Genomic DNA, 14,425 nt, shown 5'->3' with positions numbered 1-14,425 from the left:
CAGAGGCGCGCTGGCTAACCTGCCCTGCGTGATCTCACTCGCCCGTCACCGCCTGACACCTGCGCAAACCGGTCCCGCGCTGCACGCGCTCGCGGAGTGGACGCCGGCCGACGCCCCGGCCGGCGGCCTCCATCCCGGAGACGTGGGGTGGTACCTGCGCTTCACCGACGCCGCCGTCTACCTCTGGACGGACGACGCGGCGCCGGTGGCGGCCGGCTTCCTCGACGGCCCCGTGCTGCGGGTGACCGCCGCGCCCGGCGCCGATCTCGGCGCGCTCGCGGCCGACGCCGAGCAGCTGCTCGAACCCGGCAACGACTGGTCCGACGGCCTGCCGGTGCCCGGATGGGAGCGCGAGCGGGAGTCCTGGCTCGTCCTGTCGTGGACCCCGCGCCCGGTGTCCAGCCGGGCCGAGCCGGTCGGCGCGGCCGACGTGGCCGACCGGGCGCTGGTGCATCGCGCCGCCTTCAAGTCCACGCTCACGGTCGAGAACTGGCACACGATGAGGCGCTCGCCGGCCGGCGAGCTGGCCGTGGAGACGATCGTGCGCACGCCCGCGGGGGAGCCGGCGGCCGCCGCGACCGGATGGTTCGCGGGCGCGGGCAGGTGCGGGCTGCTCGAGCCGGTCGGCACCGCTCCCGACCATCGCGGGCACGGCTACGGGCGCGATGCCGTGCTGGGCACGTGCGCGGCCCTTGTCCAGCGGGGCGCGAGCGCGGTCGCCGTGCTGACGCCGTCCTCGAACCACGCCGCGGTGGCGCTCTACCGATCGGCCGGGTTCACGGTCCTGCGCGAGAACCGCGACTGGGTCCGCCCCGCTTCGGTCTGATTCCTCGTCGGAATGGGTACGTTTCTAGCATTCCCCCTCGCCGGTGACAGCGTCGTGACCAGGGAGGCGAGACGATGGCTTCGTTCGGAGGCGGCTCGGGAGTGTTCCGGCGCAAGCCGGTCGAGCAGATCGCCAGCGAGCACGAAGGGGAACTGACACGGGTGCTCGGCCTGTGGCAGCTCACCGCGATCGGCGTCGGCGGCATCATCGGCGCGGGGATCTTCGCCCTCGCCGGCGCGGTCGCCAACCAGACCGCCGGGCCCGCCGTGCTCATCTCCTTCCTCATCGCCGGTGTGGCCAGCGCCGCAGCGGCGTTCTCCTACGCGGAGTTCGCCGGGCTCATCCCGAAAGCGGGCTCCGCCTATACCTACGGCTACGCCGTACTGGGAGAACTGGCCGGGTGGTTCATCGGCTGGGACCTGCTGCTGGAGTACACCGCCATCGTCGCGGTCGTGGGGATCGGCATCTCCGGCTACTTCGGGTTCCTCGTCGGCAACCTCGGCCTCCACCTGCCCGAATGGATGCTGGGCGCGCCGGGCACCGGGCCCGGCCGGGTCGTCGACCTGTTCGCGGTGGTGTTGTGCCTGCTCATCGCGTTCCTGCTGAATCTCGGCATCAAGGCCGCCGCCCGGTTCGAGACCTTCGTCGTCGGGGTGAAGGTCGTCGTCGTGCTGATGGTGATCGTGGTCGGCTTCTTCTTCATCAACCCGGCCAACTACACCCCGTTCTTCCCGTTCGGCGTGACCGGCGCGATCACCGGCGCGGCGACCGTCTTCTTCGCCGTCTTCGGCTACGACGCGATGAGCACCGCCGCCGAGGAGTCCAAGGACGCCCAGCGGCACATGCCCAAGGCGATCATCTACTCGCTGGCCATCTCGATGGTGTTGTACGTGCTGGCCACGCTGGTCCTGACCGGTATGCAGAACTACAAAGACATCGACCCCGAGAGCGGGTTCTCCTCGGCCTTCGCCTCGGTCGGGCTGTCCAAGCTCGCGGGCGTCATCGCGGCCGGAGCGATCATCGGCATCCTCACCGTCATGTTCACCTTCATGCTCGGCGTCACCCGCGTGTGGTTCGCGATGAGCCGTGACGGATTGCTGCCGCGCTGGTTCGCCAAGGTTCATCCGGTGCGCCGGGTGCCGAGCCGTATCACCTGGATCGTGGGTGTGGTCTCGGCGCTCATCGCGGGATTCCTGCCGATTCGCGAGGCGGCCGAGCTGACCAACATCGGCATCCTGCTGGCCTTCGTCGTGGTGTGCGTGGCCGTCATCGTCCTGAGGTACCGGCAGCCGGACCTGCCGCGTACCTTCCGGACGCCGGGCATGCCGGTGGTCCCGGCCATCGGGGTCGTCTTCTCGGTGTGGCTGATCACCTTCCTGAGCCCGGCGACCTGGCTGCGCTTCGCGGTGTGGTTCCTGATCGGCCTGATCATCTACGTCGCCTACAGCTACCGCCACTCCGCGCTGAACCGCCCGCGGGAGTGATCTCGCGGTTCAGACGCCTTCGACGAGGATCAGCTCGCCCTTCAGGTGGTCCGTGCGGAGCCGGAGGATCTCCTGGTAGGCGGCCGAGTCGTAGAAGTCGCGGGCGTGCTTCATGGACGGGAACTCCACCAGGATCACATCGCCCGGCCAGTCGCCCTCCCGGACGTCGACCTCGCCCCCGCGCACGATGAACCGGCCGGAGAAGGGGTCCAGGGCCGACTGGACCCGTTCCTTGTACTCCAGCACGTCGGGGTGGATCTCTTCCGGCTTGCGCAGGTGGGCGAGCAGGTAAGCGGCCATGATTCCTCCAGGGTTCCTCGGATCGTCGTGATCCCAACGCTAGACAAACGCTGACAACGGCGAATCTGTCGCGCTTAGGTACTTTGCACCGTTCGCTAGCCGGCTCCGTGCTCGCGCAGTTCGCCCAGCCGTTCCCCGGCGAACGAGCGGATCTCCTCGTCCTCGGCCCTGGCCGCGTGCTCCAGGAGGCTCAGGTCGTCGGGGCCGGACAGGCTGATGGCCGCGGCGGCGGCGAACAGCCTGGTCACCGGGTCGCTCGCGGCCAGCCGGGTGATGATGCCGGAGGTGTCGGGCTCCTCGTCCTCCTGCAGGACCAGCCATTCGGTCAGGTCCCTGAGCTGGCCGGGAGCCAGGCAGGACGCCCCCGCCTCAAGCTGCTCGACGGACGACTCGGTCAGGAATTCCAGGACTTTCCAGCGGATCGCGCTTTCCAGGTCCTGGCTCAGGGCGATGACCTGGGCGATGACCGGCCCGTGGCGTTCGTCGGCGTTCTCCAGGACGACCGCCGTCGCGTAGTACCGGACGATGCGGTTCCGGTGGGAGAGCAGGGCCGGGATCTCGTCCATCATCGGGGCGGCGAACTCCGCCAGCTCCGCCAGCAACCAGGCGCCCGTCCCGGCGACCGCCTCGTCGTCGCTGTGCAGAAGCCTGCTGAGGTTCTCCACCGGGTATCCCGCGTACAGCTCGCCGAGCAGGTCGTTGGCCGCCGGGCCCACGATGTCGTCGTCGGCCGCGTGCGCGCGGATCCGCTCGATCAGGGCGTCGCCCGCCTGCGTCTCCATCGACTCCCACCACCTCCTTCTCGTGCCGCCCCCCGGGCGGCAGCCTCACGCCCGTGCGCGGCCGAGGTCCACGATGGATTCGCCTGTACGGCATGCGGCCCTTGGCTGGTTTCGTCCATCACCATGGCCGGCCCGTCGCGGCGTGGTGGTCATCGGCATGAGTCGTGATCCGAGAGGCTTCCCGCCCTGACCCCGATCTCGACTCCTGTCATGCCCAAGCACGATATCGCTACTTATCCCGATATTGAGGTTCCCCCGCCAAGAGAACACGAGAACACGGGAGAATCTGCCGTCGCCGTCGCCGTCGCCGTCGCCGTCGCCGTCGCCGTCGCCGTCGCCGTCGCCGTCGTGTCGCGGTCGTGGCGCGGTCGTGAGCTACCGCGCCCCGCGGAGGTACAGCGCGAGCGGCACGACGGCCGCCGAGGAGACGGCGATGGCCGACAGTGCGGCGGGCAGCCCGACGTGCTCGGCCAGGAAGCCGATCAACGGCGGCCCGCCGAGCATCCCCGCGTGGCCGATGCTGGAGGCCAGGCTCACGCCCGCCGGTCCGCCGAGCGCCCCCGCCTGGGCGATGGCCAGCGGGAACACGTTGGCCAGCCCGCACCCGACCACCACGAACCCGGCGAACGCCACCGCCACCGAACCCGTCCACGAGGCGGCCAGGCCGCCGCACACCGCGAGCACGGCGCCGGTCACGAGCACGGTGCTCTGCCCGAACCGCGCCACCAGGCGGCTGCCCGCCAGCCGGGTGGCCGCGATCGCCACCGAGTAGGCCGAGAACCCGTACGCGGCCAGGTCGGCCTCGGCGCGCAGGTCGTCGCGCAGGTGCAGCACGCTCCAGTCGGCCACCGCCCCCTCGCCGAAGGCCGCGCACACGGCCAGCACCCCGCACAGCGCCACGGCCAGGCGGAACGTCCGGGGTCCGCCCCGGCCCGGGGTGCTCGCGACCGCGGGGACCGTACCGCGCAGGAGCGGCCTGGCCAGGACGGCCGTGCTGAGGAGGATGAACGCGGACACCAGCAGGAAGTGCTGCGAGGTGGTCAGCGAGCCGAGGAGCAGGCCGCCGAGCAGCGCACCGGCCAGGCCGCCCGCGCTCCACAACCCGTGCAGCACCGACATGACCGGCCGGCGGGTGGCCCGCTCGACCTCGACGGCCGCGCTGTTCAGCCCGATGTTGAGCGTGCCGTAGCACAGCCCGGTCACGGCGAGGGCCAGGCACAGCTCCACCATCGTGTCGGCCGGCGAGATCACCGGCAGGGCCAGGCTGAGCAGGCTGATGGCGGCCAGGATGACGCGGCGCGTGCCGTACCGCAGACAGAGCCTTCCGCTCACGGTCATGGCGAGGCCGGTGCCGATCGCCATGCACATGAGCGCCACGCCGAGACCGCCGGTGGAGACGCCGAGGTGGTCCTTGACCGAGGGGATGCGAACCACCCATGTGGCGAAAACAACGCCATCCAGGAGGAAGAACAGCGAGAGGGGCATAGCTGGCAAACTAACAGGACGGTATCCAGAAAGAAAAGGTATGCGGCCGCATCGTCTCCGCATCGCGGATGTATCAACCCGCTCCGGCACCTTTGGTCTTACAGCGACAACGACGAAGGAGCACACGATGAGCAGCACCACCACCACCGCGTACGAGGGATTCACGGCCGAGGAGCGCGCCGCGATGAAGGACCACGCCAAGGAGCTGAAGACGACGGCCCGCCGCAGCGAGGCCGAGAAGGCCGCGGCGGCGGTACGGGACGTGCTCGCCAAGATCGCCGAGATGAAGGACGAGGACCGCGTCCTGGCCGAGCGCGTGCACGCCATCATCACCGCCGGCGCCCCCGGCCTCGCCCCGAAGCTCTGGTACGGCATGCCCGCGTACGCGCTCAACGGCAAGCTGGTCTGCCACTTCCAGCCCGCGGAGAAGTTCAAGAGCCGCTACGCCACGCTCGGCTTCAGCGACCCGGCGCAGCTGGACGACGGCGCCATGTGGCCGGTCTCCTACGCCCTGACCGAGATCACCCCCGAGATCGAGGCCCGCATCAGCGCGCTGGTGAAGCAGGCCGTGAGCTGAAACGCCCGCGGCCTTGCGCCCACCCGGGGTGTGGCGGGAACCTGATCGCCTGGGTGGGCCGACGGAACGAGGCGGTTTCGTGAACGAGCTGATGCCGGTGGTGGCCGGATTCCTGCTCACCACCGTGCTGGGTGGCGTGCTGGGCTTCTTCTTCCAGCGGCGGGCGTGGGCCCACCAGCACCGGGTCCAGACGCGCGACCGCGACCGCGAGCGGGCGGTCATGGTGTTCGAGGAGGTCAGCAGGCTCCTCGACAAGCGGCTCTACCGCCTGCGCCTGCTGTACTGGAGCCTCGCCGGCGAGACCGGCACCCGCTCGGCGAAGTCCGAGACGAGGATGGAGGGCTACCGGCAGGTCCTGTTCGAATGGAACGACAGCATCAACCGCAACCTCGCCCTCATCCAGCAGTACTTCGGGGTCGAGCTCCGGGACCGGTTCGACAACCGGATCGGGGCGGACTTCGTCACCCTGGGCAAGGCCGTGGAGGCGATGTGGAACGGCCGGGCGGACGGCGAGCCGATCGACGACACGCGGCTGAACACCCTCGCCGACCAGGTCTACGCCTACAACCTCGACATGCTCCAGGCCATTCAGACGGGAACCGTGGGCATCACCGGTTCAGGCCTGCCGGCGTCTGCGAGGGGCGGCCGAGCGGGGGGGTAGCGAGCGCATGTGGTCCCGGACCCGGACCATGATGTCGCCGAGCCGGCTCAGGTCCTCGTCGGCCAGAGGGTCGAACAGCATGCCGCGGGCGACCTGGATGTGCCCCGGCATCACGCGCCCCAGCAGCGCCAGACCGTCCTCGGTGATGGTGACCAGGGTGGTGCGCTCGTCGTCGGGACAGGGGCCGCGGGTGATGAGACCGGCCTTCTCCATCAGCCCGGCCTGGTAGGTCAGGCCGGAGCGGCTGTAGACGACGCTGTCGGCGAGTGCGGTCATGGTGAGCTGCCCCTGCGCGTCGGCGAGCCGGGCCAGGAGCTGGAACTGCACGTAGCTGAGGTCCCCCGAGGCCTGGAGCTGCTGCTCGACGTGGTGCTGAAGCAGGCTGACGGCCTCCATCAGCGCGAAGTAGGCCTCCAGCTGCCGGGGGTCGAGCCCCTGGACACCGTCGTCGGTCATCCCCCCACCTTATATGTTTCGAACTCAAAGCATTGTGATCAGGATCACCCGCCGGCCGGGTATTGCTTCGAACTCAAAGCAAGCTACGGTCATCACACGCTTCAACTTCGAAGCAATATGTGAAGGAGAGATCATGAAGGCAGTGCGCTACCACTCCTACGGCGACACCGACGTCCTGGTCCACGAGGACGTCGACCTCCCCGTGGCGGGACCCGGCCAGGTGGTGGTGAAGGTGGCCGCCACCGCGTTCAACCCGGTGGACGTCGCGATCCGCGCCGGCTACCTGCGGCAGGTGTTCCCGCTGACCCTCCCGCACATCCCGAACTTCGACCTGTCCGGCGTCATCACCGAGATAGGCGAGGGCGTACAGACCTGGACCGAAGGCGACAAGGTGGTCGGCTTCCTCCCCGCGACCGACCCCGGAGCGGCTGCCGAGTACACCCTCGCCCCGGCCGCCCTCCTGACCGCCGCCCCGCGAACCGTGCCCCTCGCGGACGCCGCCGCCCTGCCCGCCGTCGGCCTGACAGCCTGGCAGGCCCTGTACGAGCACGCCCACCTGCGGGCAGGCCGGCACATCCTGATCAACGGCGCCGGCGGCGCGGTAGGCGGATACGCCACCCAGCTGGCCAAGCGAACCGGGGCCGTGGTCACCGCCACCGCCGGCCCACGCAGCGCCGCACGCATCCGCTCCTACGCCGCCGACCAGATCGTGAACTACACCGAAACCCCCGTCCCCCAGGCATTGGCGGGCCGCCGGTTCGACGTGGTGCTGAACCTGGTTCAGACCGGCCCGCACGAGACCGCCCAGCTCACGAACCTGGTCGCCGACGGCGGCACCTTCGTCAGCACCACCACCGAGGCGGAGGAGCCCGGTCGCGGAGTGCGCGTCACACGCGTCTTCGCCCGCAGCGACGCCGGGGCGCTCGCCGAGCTGGTGGCCCGTGTGGACGCGGGAACCCTGAAAATCGACGTAGCCGACCGCCGGCCCTTGGCCGACCTCCCCGCCGTCCACGACGCGGCCACCACCGGCCGCCTCCCCGGCAAGACGATCCTCATCCCCTGAGCGCCGCCTCGTCGCTCGCTTCACGGAGGATCACCATCTCCTCCCGGCGGGCCCCGTCCGGCACGAGCTGCGTGACTATGAGGTCCCGGAGTTCAGGACCGCGTCGACGGCCATGTACAGGGTGTCGTTTTCGGCCTGCAGGATCGAGCCCTCGGCGGGCAGGGCTCGTTCCAGGGCGAGGCCGTTGAGGACGGTGAGCAGGAACTGCGCGCGCCGGGAGGTGTCGCCGGGGGTGAGCGCGCCTTCGCTGGTGAGGACCGTCAGCCAGTACTCGACGCGGCGTCTGCCTTCTCGTTCGAGGGTGAGATAGGCCTGTTGCACCTGTTCGGTTGGTTCCGGGGCGATGAACTGCTCGTGGATGACGCGATGGGCCTCCCGCGCGCCGGCGCCGACCCCGGCCGGGGCGAGGACCTGGCGCAGGCAGTCGACGAGACGCTCACGGGCCGGCACCGTCCGGTCGTGGATCCGGTTCTCGTCGACGATGACGTCGTACAGGCGGGTGAGCACCTGGTCCTGGAGGGCGCGCTGCGTCGGGAAGTGGAATCGGAGCGATCCCGTACTCACCCCGGCGCGCGCGGCGACCGCCCGCACGCTGAGCTTCGCCCCGGGGTTCTCCCCGATCATCTGCATCGCCGCCAGTAGCACCTTGTCCCGGCTACCGAGCTGCTCGTTTTCTTCGGCCACCCGTTCACTCTACTAGCACACTGTGACACCTTGCCATCAGGTCACGTGCGGGCGGTAGCGGAACTCGGGGGAGACGGGCGGGTCGCCGCGGTACAGGAACTGGCAGACGTCCAGCCACAGCGCCTGCTCGGCAGCAAGGTTGGCCGGAGGTTCCAGGCCGAGTTCGTGCAAGACCAGCCGCCGGTGCAGGTCGAAGGCGGACTTGAACTGGTCGGAGAAGGCCAGCGCCGCCTCTTTCGCCCCGGCGTGGACGACCATGGCCAGGACGAGTACCGCCGCCACCAGCACGACCCCCACGCAGGAACGGAGGACCGGGACGAGCGCCGGGGGAGTGGTCAGGGAGAAGAGCACGACCGGCAACGACAGCAGCGCCGCCGCCGGGGCGGCCACGACGAGGGGACGGCGCAGCCGTACCAGAGCGGGGATGATCACGAGCACCGCGGCCAGGCAGCTCCACGCGAGCGCGCCCGGACCCAGGGGTGCGCTGACCGCGGCGAGGACCGCGACCGGGATTCCCACCGCGATCAGGTACGCGGTCAGCGTGAGCATGAGGTCCAGGGACGCCTTCGCGTCCTTGAGGGCGGCGGCGAAGGGGTCGGGCAGCAGCGGTTGCAGCCGGGACCAGATCACGACCGGGTCCAGCCCGTAACGCAGCCGGGGATGTTGCTCGGCGGCCAGCAGGATGTTGCCGATCGCGGTCGGCACGACGTCGACGGGGTCGTCGGGGTAAAGCACGAACAATCGCTGCTGTACGGCGGCGCGCCGGGAACGCACGTCCTGCAGGAACCGCCCGGCCAGCCGCGTCGCCGTGGCGACCAGCCGGGCGAAGCGCGGGTCGTCCAGCTCCGGGGCGCCGGTCGCGGCAAGGGCGGCGAGGCGGGCGCTCAGGCCGGGCAGGATCGCCGACGCCCGCTCGGACGGCAGCGCCGCCGCGTCAGCCCAGGCCCGCTCGACCGCCTCCAGCTCGGCTGCGGAGTCGCCGTCGAAGGGCTCGCCGGGTTCGCCGGGTCTGGGCAGCGACTCCACGGCCTGCAGCAGCGCGGCTTCGTGGAGTTCGAGGCGTTCGTCGGCCCTGAGGTCGCGGGCCCGCGCGTCGCGGTGGCGGGCCGTGCGCACGCGGGCCAGCGCCGTGAGCGGGGCCGACTCGCCCCAGCGACCCTGAAAGACCTGGTCGGCCACCGGCCGCAGGTTCACCAGCGCGAACGACCACAACGCGACCACGACCAGGAACCCCACGATGAGCAGCGCCTGGACCACGCCGGGCAGCGCGTCCCACAGCCGCACGGCCACCCGCGGGTCCAGCGCGGACCACACCACGGCCACGACCAGCACGCCCGCCGCGACCAGCGTCGGCAGGAAGGACGACAGCAGCGCCCTGCGGTCGAAGTAGCCGGTGATCTCTTTCAGGACGGTGGCGAACACCGGGCCGTCAGCCTCCTTCGAGCTCCATCGGGCCGTGGGACCAGACGCGCGAGCACGCCGGGGGACCGTTCGTGGCCGAGCGGGGCAATCTGCGCGAGGGCGGCTCGCACTTGCGGCAGACGTAGCGCCGCGAGGGCAGTCCGGGCGCGTTGCCGAGCCGCTGCGACCCCTCTTCGAGCAGCTCCAGCGGGAGCGCCGCGGCCACGTCCGCGCGGGCCATGATCCCGTACGGCCGGCCGTCCCGCTCCACGAGCACCCCCGGCACCTCGGTGAGCAGCCCGAGCAGGTCGGCCAGGTCGAGCAGGACCGCCTCGTCGACCAGGTCGCCGTCCAGCTCCACGACGACCAGCGGCGGATAGGGCCCGCCGCCGCCGTCCACGACCGCGACCACCCGGTCGTCGTGGGTGAGCGCCGTGAGAGTGGCGCCGCGAGGCGGCGCCGGCCCGAGAGAGGCCTGGACGGGGAAGGTCCTGACGAGCACAGCGATCATCCGGTTCGCCAATCTCCCACGAGCGTGAAGGCTGCCCAATGGTAGGGGTCGGCGAACGGCCTGCGCCCGTAGTCGAGCTGCTCCGGCGCCTCGGCTTTCAGCCGCAACCGGCGCAGCTGGCGTCGTACCAGCACGTCCTCGCCGCCCGCCAGCAGCTCCTCGTACACGGCGATGGCAGCGCCGAGGTCGCCGGCGCGTACCCGCAGCCGGGCCACGTCGAGCCGGGTGCCGGCGTCGGTGCCGGACTCGATCCGCTGGATCGCCTGTGCGCAGGTCATGTCCCTGACCGCGAGCTGGGCGGCGGCCAGCGCCTGCGCGGGCCCTTCGCCGTGGCCGCGCCAGCGGGCGTAGAACTCGCGCATGAGCAGCCCCGTGGACAGGTCGTCGACCGGCCAGAGGCTCACCAGCAGCGAGGCCGCCCCGGCGTACATGAACGCCCGGACCAGGCCCATCAGCTCGTCGCCCGGCCGGTTCTCGCCCAGCCCGCTCTCGCAGGCGCTGAGCACGACCAGGCTGGCGTTGAGCCGCAGGTCGTAGACGTCCTCGACGGTGAGGCGGTCACCGCGCAGCAGGATTCCCGACTGCTCGGGGTGCTCGGCGTCGAAGGCGGCGTGGCAGGCGAGGTGGATGACGTCGTAGGCGTCGGCGCCGTCGGCGAGCAGGTCCCTGACCGCGTCCCGGCCGAGGTGGGCGCGGGCGCCGAGCAGTCCGGCGACGGCCTCGGCCTCGGCCCGGGCGTGGCGCAGGTCGTCGCGGGAGTCGCCCAGCACCAGCGCCGAGAACGGCTGCCGCGGCGTCCCCCGGCGGGCCCGGCACAACGCCAGCACCGAGGCGCTGGGCAGGTAGCAGACGGGGTTGCGGGCGATCAGCGGCGCGCCGTCCACGAGCGTGGCGTGCAGCGGCAGGTGGTGCAGGGGACCCGACGGCACCAGGCAGATCAGCTCGCCCGGCCGGCTGGCCCGCTGAAGGTGCCTGGCGAGGGGGCCGGGCTCCTCGTCGGGCCAGGACGACCAGGCGGTGCCGTACCTGCTGACCAGGAGCAGGCCGATCCCGGTGGAGCCGGTGGCGGCGAACTCGGCGAGATGAACGGCGGGCTCGTCCGGGCCCGTCGTCAGCAGGTCGCGGACCTCGGCGGCGGAGCTGACCTGGCCCGCGACCGACTCGCGGGCCCCGAGCGTGGCCCGCAGCAGGCGTTGTTCCAGCCGCCGCAGGGCCGGGCCCTCGCGGGAGATCTCCGTGGCGAGCCGCTCGCCGAACCCGTCGTCGCGCTCGCCCAGGTCGACGCCGAGCGCCCGCAACCGGCCGAGGTCGGCGCCGGGGTCGGCGGCCACCTCCAGCAGCAGGCGGCGGCGCTCGCGGGCGGCGGCGACGGAGGCGGCCAGCCCGGCGGTCTCGGGGCCGCGCAGGGGCGGGCCGAGCGTGAGGCCGTCCACGAAGGCTCTCGCCCGGCCGCGTTCGACCAGCTCCAGCGCGGTGTCCAGGCGGACGGCGGCGACCGCCGCCCACAGCGCCTCGGTCAGGACGGGAAGGGTGTTCGCCTGCCAGCTGATGCGGTCGTCCTCGGCCCGGAAGCCGCCTCTGACCTGGTCGTTGAGGTCGAGCGCGACGAGCAGGGCGGCCAGCGCGGCCGCCGGTCTGCCCATCGAGCCGAGGATCTTGCCGCGGCCGTAGTGCCAGGCGGCCCTGGTCGACGACGGGGCGGCCGGATCGGGCCGGTGCTCGTCAAGGGTGCGCAGCGCGGCGCGCGGGCGGCCGCCCACGCGCTGGGCGTCGGCCAGGTTCCCCGCGATGATCACCTGTTCGTGCGCGTCGAGGTCGTCGCGGTCGAGCGTACGGCGCAGGATGCGGGCCGCCTCGGCGTGCTCGCCGCTCAGCCGGTGGATCGTGGCGAGCACGTTCGCCGCCCGGAGGTCGTCACCCACCTCGCCCAGGACCTCCAGCGCCTCGTCGAAGCGCCCGCTGTCCCGCAGGACCCGGGCCTTCAGCAGCCGCTTCGACCTGACCAGATAGTCCGGGCCGCTGTCGGCCAAGGTCCAGCTCAGCCGCTCCAGCGCGGACGGCAGGTCGCCGAGCCGTACCGCGATGTCGGCGTGGACGAGGTCGATGTAGCCCTGCAGGAAGTCGAGCGCGGCCACGATCACCTCCTGGTGGTCGATGTCGAACACCATGGCCGAGCGGCCGCGCTGCTCGGCGTCGGCCTGCCGGGCGGCCAGGTCGGCGTGGCCCCAGCTCGGCAGGAACTCCGCGTTCGGGATCACCCCGAGGAAGGAGATGACCGCCTCGGCGGCGGCCAGGTGGTCCATCGCGCCCTGCACGTCGGCCAGACGCAGCAGGACGTCGGCGTGCAGCAGGTCGATCTGGGCGGCGAGCTGCGGCAGCCCGGCGGCCACCGCGTGCTCGCGGGCCGTGGCCAGCGCGTACGCGCTGTCGTCGTGCGCCTGGCTCGGATTGAACGCGAAGGTGAAGGCGACGAGCATCTCCACGACCGTCTCCAGCCCGGGAATCGCCTCCAGGATCCGGTCGCACGGCTCCGCCTTCTTGCCCAGCAGGATCATCAGGGCTTCGCGCAGATCGGGGATCGCCAGCGCGTACTGCAGCAGCCAGCGCAGCGCGTTCATCGGCCTGGCCTCGCCGGGCGGCGCCGCGCCGGCCGCGTCCACCAGGCTTTCCAGGGCGTCCATGACGTTGGCGCCGGCGAACGACTCGTTCCAGCCCGCTTCGCCCTCGGCGTGCGTGACGTGGGCCATGCCGCGCAGCAGCAGCCCGTACCAGTCGCCGGGGGCCTCCTCCAGCAGCACGTCCAGGTGGGCCAGCGCCGCCATCGGCCGCCAGCGGGTGATCAGGACGTCGGCGAGGATCCGCCGGACGCCGGGGTGGCGCGGATGCCGGGCGGCCAGCAGCTCGAGCAGCCCGCCCAGCGCCTCGAACGACTCCATGTCGTACGGCCGCAGCCGCATCTCCTCCAGGACGACCAGCGCCCGCTCGACCTCGTCCAGCACGATCAGGCAGCGAGCCCTGGCCATCCGCGACGGCGCGTCGTCGGGCAGGAGCTCCAGGATGGCCGCCGGGCCGTCCATCGCCCCGGCCAGCTCCTCCAGCATGTCCTGGAGCTGGGCGAAGCCGCGCAGCCGGGGGTCGGCCAGCGCCTCGGCCACACAGAGCGCGGCGTCGCCGGTCCGCTCGCTCTCCACCAGCAGCGACAGGCGGAACGCCAGCGCCTGCTCGGCCAGCTTCTCGGTGGGCAGGGTGTCCAGATAGGGGAGGTTCGCGGTGGGGTCGGCGGCCAGCACCTCGGCTTCGGCGTTGGTCTGCGCGACGCAGACGGCCAGGTCGACCAGGGCCTCGCCCATCAGCCCGGCCTCGACCAGGAACTCGGCCCTGACGAGCCGGTGGCGGGGCTGTACTGGCTCGCCGTTCACGGCCGAGCCCATCGCCTCGATCGCCTCCGGCAGCCGGTCCAGCCGCGCCAGCACCCTCGCCCGGCCCTCGTGGGAGCCGAACCGGCCCGGGTCGGCGGCGATGAGCCGGTCGAAGTAGACCAGGGACTCCTCCAGGCGGCCCTGCCGGGCGGTGCCGTAGGCGGCGGCGAACAGCGCGGAGGGTTCGTTCTCGTCGATGGTGAGCGCGGCCTGGGTGAGGACGATGGCGTGGACCAGGTCACCGTGGTGGTGGGCCGCCCGCGCCGCCTTCCCGAGCGAGGAGGCCGCCTCGGCCACGCCCTCGTCGGCCGTCCCCGGTTCGCCCCACTCCCATTGCGCCCATAAGTGGACGAGCTCCAGCCCCGCGTCGGCGGCGGCCTCGAACTCGTCCATGACCGCCTCCAGGACCACCAGCTTGCCCAGCGCTAGCAGTTCGCCGCGCGGCAGGTCCGCCGCCCGGCAGCTGGTGCGCATCCTGGTGAACAGCAGGCGCAGGGCGTCCATGTCGCCGAGCGCGCCGTGGACGCCTTCGAGCAGTTCGGCGAAGAGGGCGAAGGCCGTCAGCCGCCCGTCGCTCCACTCCCCGCCGCCGCCGTCCACCCGGTCGAGGCCGCGCTGGAGCAGCTCGGCGGCCTCGGGCAGCCGTCCTTCTTCGGCGAACTCCTCCGCCTGGCCGGCCCACTCCTGCGCCCAGTCGTACGAGCTGGCCATACGCGCTCCTCGTCATCGGCGCCCCCGGCGCGAATCCAGCCGAGCATATGCCCGCCCCCTCACGC

13 protein-coding genes are annotated in these 14,425 nt (G+C 71.8%); 5 read left to right on the top strand and 8 right to left on the bottom strand.

From position 1 onward, the window contains the following. Positions 1 to 28: 28 nt before the first annotated feature. Entirely contained in the window at positions 29 to 826 is a 798-nt protein-coding gene (locus tag HNR40_RS19160) for a GNAT family N-acetyltransferase (protein ID WP_184963137.1), read from the top strand. Between the two features lie 74 nt (positions 827 to 900). Next, positions 901 to 2,310, top strand: coding sequence for an amino acid permease (locus HNR40_RS19155; RefSeq protein WP_184963135.1), 1,410 nt, complete (start codon positions 901 to 903; stop codon positions 2,308 to 2,310). Between the two features lie 9 nt (positions 2,311 to 2,319). Here the strand turns inward: HNR40_RS19155 and HNR40_RS19150 are convergent, their stop codons facing one another. The 3 genes from HNR40_RS19150 to HNR40_RS19140 form a co-directional block, all read right to left on the bottom strand. Next, positions 2,320 to 2,610: a DUF1330 domain-containing protein gene (locus HNR40_RS19150; protein WP_184963133.1), complete on the bottom strand. Its 291-nt coding sequence runs from the start codon at positions 2,608 to 2,610 to the stop codon at positions 2,320 to 2,322. Between the two features lie 95 nt (positions 2,611 to 2,705). Then, positions 2,706 to 3,392 (bottom strand): hypothetical protein, encoded by a 687-nt coding sequence (locus HNR40_RS19145; RefSeq protein WP_184963131.1) that lies wholly within the window; start codon positions 3,390 to 3,392, stop codon positions 2,706 to 2,708. Between the two features lie 375 nt (positions 3,393 to 3,767). Then, on the bottom strand, positions 3,768 to 4,877 hold the full coding sequence (locus HNR40_RS19140) for an MFS transporter (protein WP_184963129.1): 1,110 nt from the start codon (positions 4,875 to 4,877) through the stop codon (positions 3,768 to 3,770). A gap of 127 nt (positions 4,878 to 5,004) precedes the next feature. On the opposite strand from HNR40_RS19140, the gene HNR40_RS19135 reads away from it, so the two are divergent. Next, complete coding sequence (locus HNR40_RS19135) at positions 5,005 to 5,454, top strand: iron chaperone (RefSeq protein WP_184963128.1); 450 nt, start codon at positions 5,005 to 5,007, stop codon at positions 5,452 to 5,454. A gap of 79 nt (positions 5,455 to 5,533) precedes the next feature. Continuing rightward, the gene (locus HNR40_RS19130) at positions 5,534 to 6,115 is read left to right on the top strand and encodes a hypothetical protein (protein ID WP_184963126.1); all 582 of its coding nucleotides are present in this window, start codon (positions 5,534 to 5,536) and stop codon (positions 6,113 to 6,115) included. Here the strand turns inward: HNR40_RS19130 and HNR40_RS19125 are convergent. Further along, entirely contained in the window at positions 6,071 to 6,571 is a 501-nt protein-coding gene (locus tag HNR40_RS19125) for a MarR family winged helix-turn-helix transcriptional regulator (RefSeq protein ID WP_184963124.1), read from the bottom strand. The two genes, HNR40_RS19130 and HNR40_RS19125, sit on opposite strands and share 45 nt — an antisense overlap. 133 nt (positions 6,572 to 6,704) lie before the next feature. Between HNR40_RS19125 and HNR40_RS19120 the strand changes: the two genes are divergently transcribed. Beyond that, positions 6,705 to 7,634, top strand: coding sequence for an NADP-dependent oxidoreductase (locus HNR40_RS19120; RefSeq protein WP_184963122.1), 930 nt, complete (start codon positions 6,705 to 6,707; stop codon positions 7,632 to 7,634). Between the two features lie 75 nt (positions 7,635 to 7,709). Here HNR40_RS19120 and HNR40_RS19115 read toward each other — a convergent pair whose 3' ends face one another. The 4 genes from HNR40_RS19115 to HNR40_RS19100 are packed head-to-tail and all read right to left on the bottom strand — an operon-like array spanning position 7,710 to position 14,360. Further along, complete coding sequence (locus HNR40_RS19115; RefSeq protein ID WP_312896423.1) at positions 7,710 to 8,318, bottom strand: TetR/AcrR family transcriptional regulator; 609 nt, start codon at positions 8,316 to 8,318, stop codon at positions 7,710 to 7,712. A gap of 36 nt (positions 8,319 to 8,354) precedes the next feature. Beyond that, the gene (locus HNR40_RS19110) at positions 8,355 to 9,740 is read right to left on the bottom strand and encodes a hypothetical protein (RefSeq protein WP_184963120.1); all 1,386 of its coding nucleotides are present in this window, start codon (positions 9,738 to 9,740) and stop codon (positions 8,355 to 8,357) included. 7 nt (positions 9,741 to 9,747) lie between these two features. Further along, complete coding sequence (locus HNR40_RS19105; RefSeq protein WP_184963118.1) at positions 9,748 to 10,230, bottom strand: hypothetical protein; 483 nt, start codon at positions 10,228 to 10,230, stop codon at positions 9,748 to 9,750. After that, a complete protein-coding gene (locus HNR40_RS19100) occupies positions 10,227 to 14,360 on the bottom strand; it encodes a CHAT domain-containing protein (RefSeq protein WP_184963117.1) in 4,134 nt (1,377 codons plus the stop codon). Before HNR40_RS19100 ends, HNR40_RS19105 begins: the two co-directional genes overlap by 4 nt. Positions 14,361 to 14,425 lie beyond the last annotated feature (65 nt).

The organism is Nonomuraea endophytica (assembly GCF_014203235.1).
In the GTDB taxonomy this organism is placed as follows: Bacteria; Actinomycetota; Actinomycetes; order Streptosporangiales; family Streptosporangiaceae; genus Nonomuraea; species Nonomuraea endophytica.
This window is presented reverse-complemented; position numbering and strand designations above follow the sequence as displayed.

Excerpts from the sequence above, each read along its gene's own strand:
- HNR40_RS19155 (WP_184963135.1), top strand. The coding sequence starts at position 901 with ATGGCTTCGTTCGGAGGCGGCTCGGGAGTGTTCCGGCGCAAGCCGGTC.
- HNR40_RS19150 (WP_184963133.1), bottom strand. The coding sequence starts at position 2,610 with ATGGCCGCTTACCTGCTCGCCCACCTGCGCAAGCCGGAAGAGATCCAC.
- HNR40_RS19145 (WP_184963131.1), bottom strand. The coding sequence starts at position 3,392 with ATGGAGACGCAGGCGGGCGACGCCCTGATCGAGCGGATCCGCGCGCAC.
- HNR40_RS19140 (WP_184963129.1), bottom strand. The coding sequence starts at position 4,877 with ATGCCCCTCTCGCTGTTCTTCCTCCTGGATGGCGTTGTTTTCGCCACA.
- HNR40_RS19135 (WP_184963128.1), top strand. The coding sequence starts at position 5,005 with ATGAGCAGCACCACCACCACCGCGTACGAGGGATTCACGGCCGAGGAG.
- HNR40_RS19125 (WP_184963124.1), bottom strand. The coding sequence starts at position 6,571 with ATGACCGACGACGGTGTCCAGGGGCTCGACCCCCGGCAGCTGGAGGCC.
- HNR40_RS19120 (WP_184963122.1), top strand. The coding sequence starts at position 6,705 with ATGAAGGCAGTGCGCTACCACTCCTACGGCGACACCGACGTCCTGGTC.
- HNR40_RS19105 (WP_184963118.1), bottom strand. The coding sequence starts at position 10,230 with ATGATCGCTGTGCTCGTCAGGACCTTCCCCGTCCAGGCCTCTCTCGGG.
- HNR40_RS19100 (WP_184963117.1), bottom strand. The coding sequence starts at position 14,360 with ATGGCCAGCTCGTACGACTGGGCGCAGGAGTGGGCCGGCCAGGCGGAG.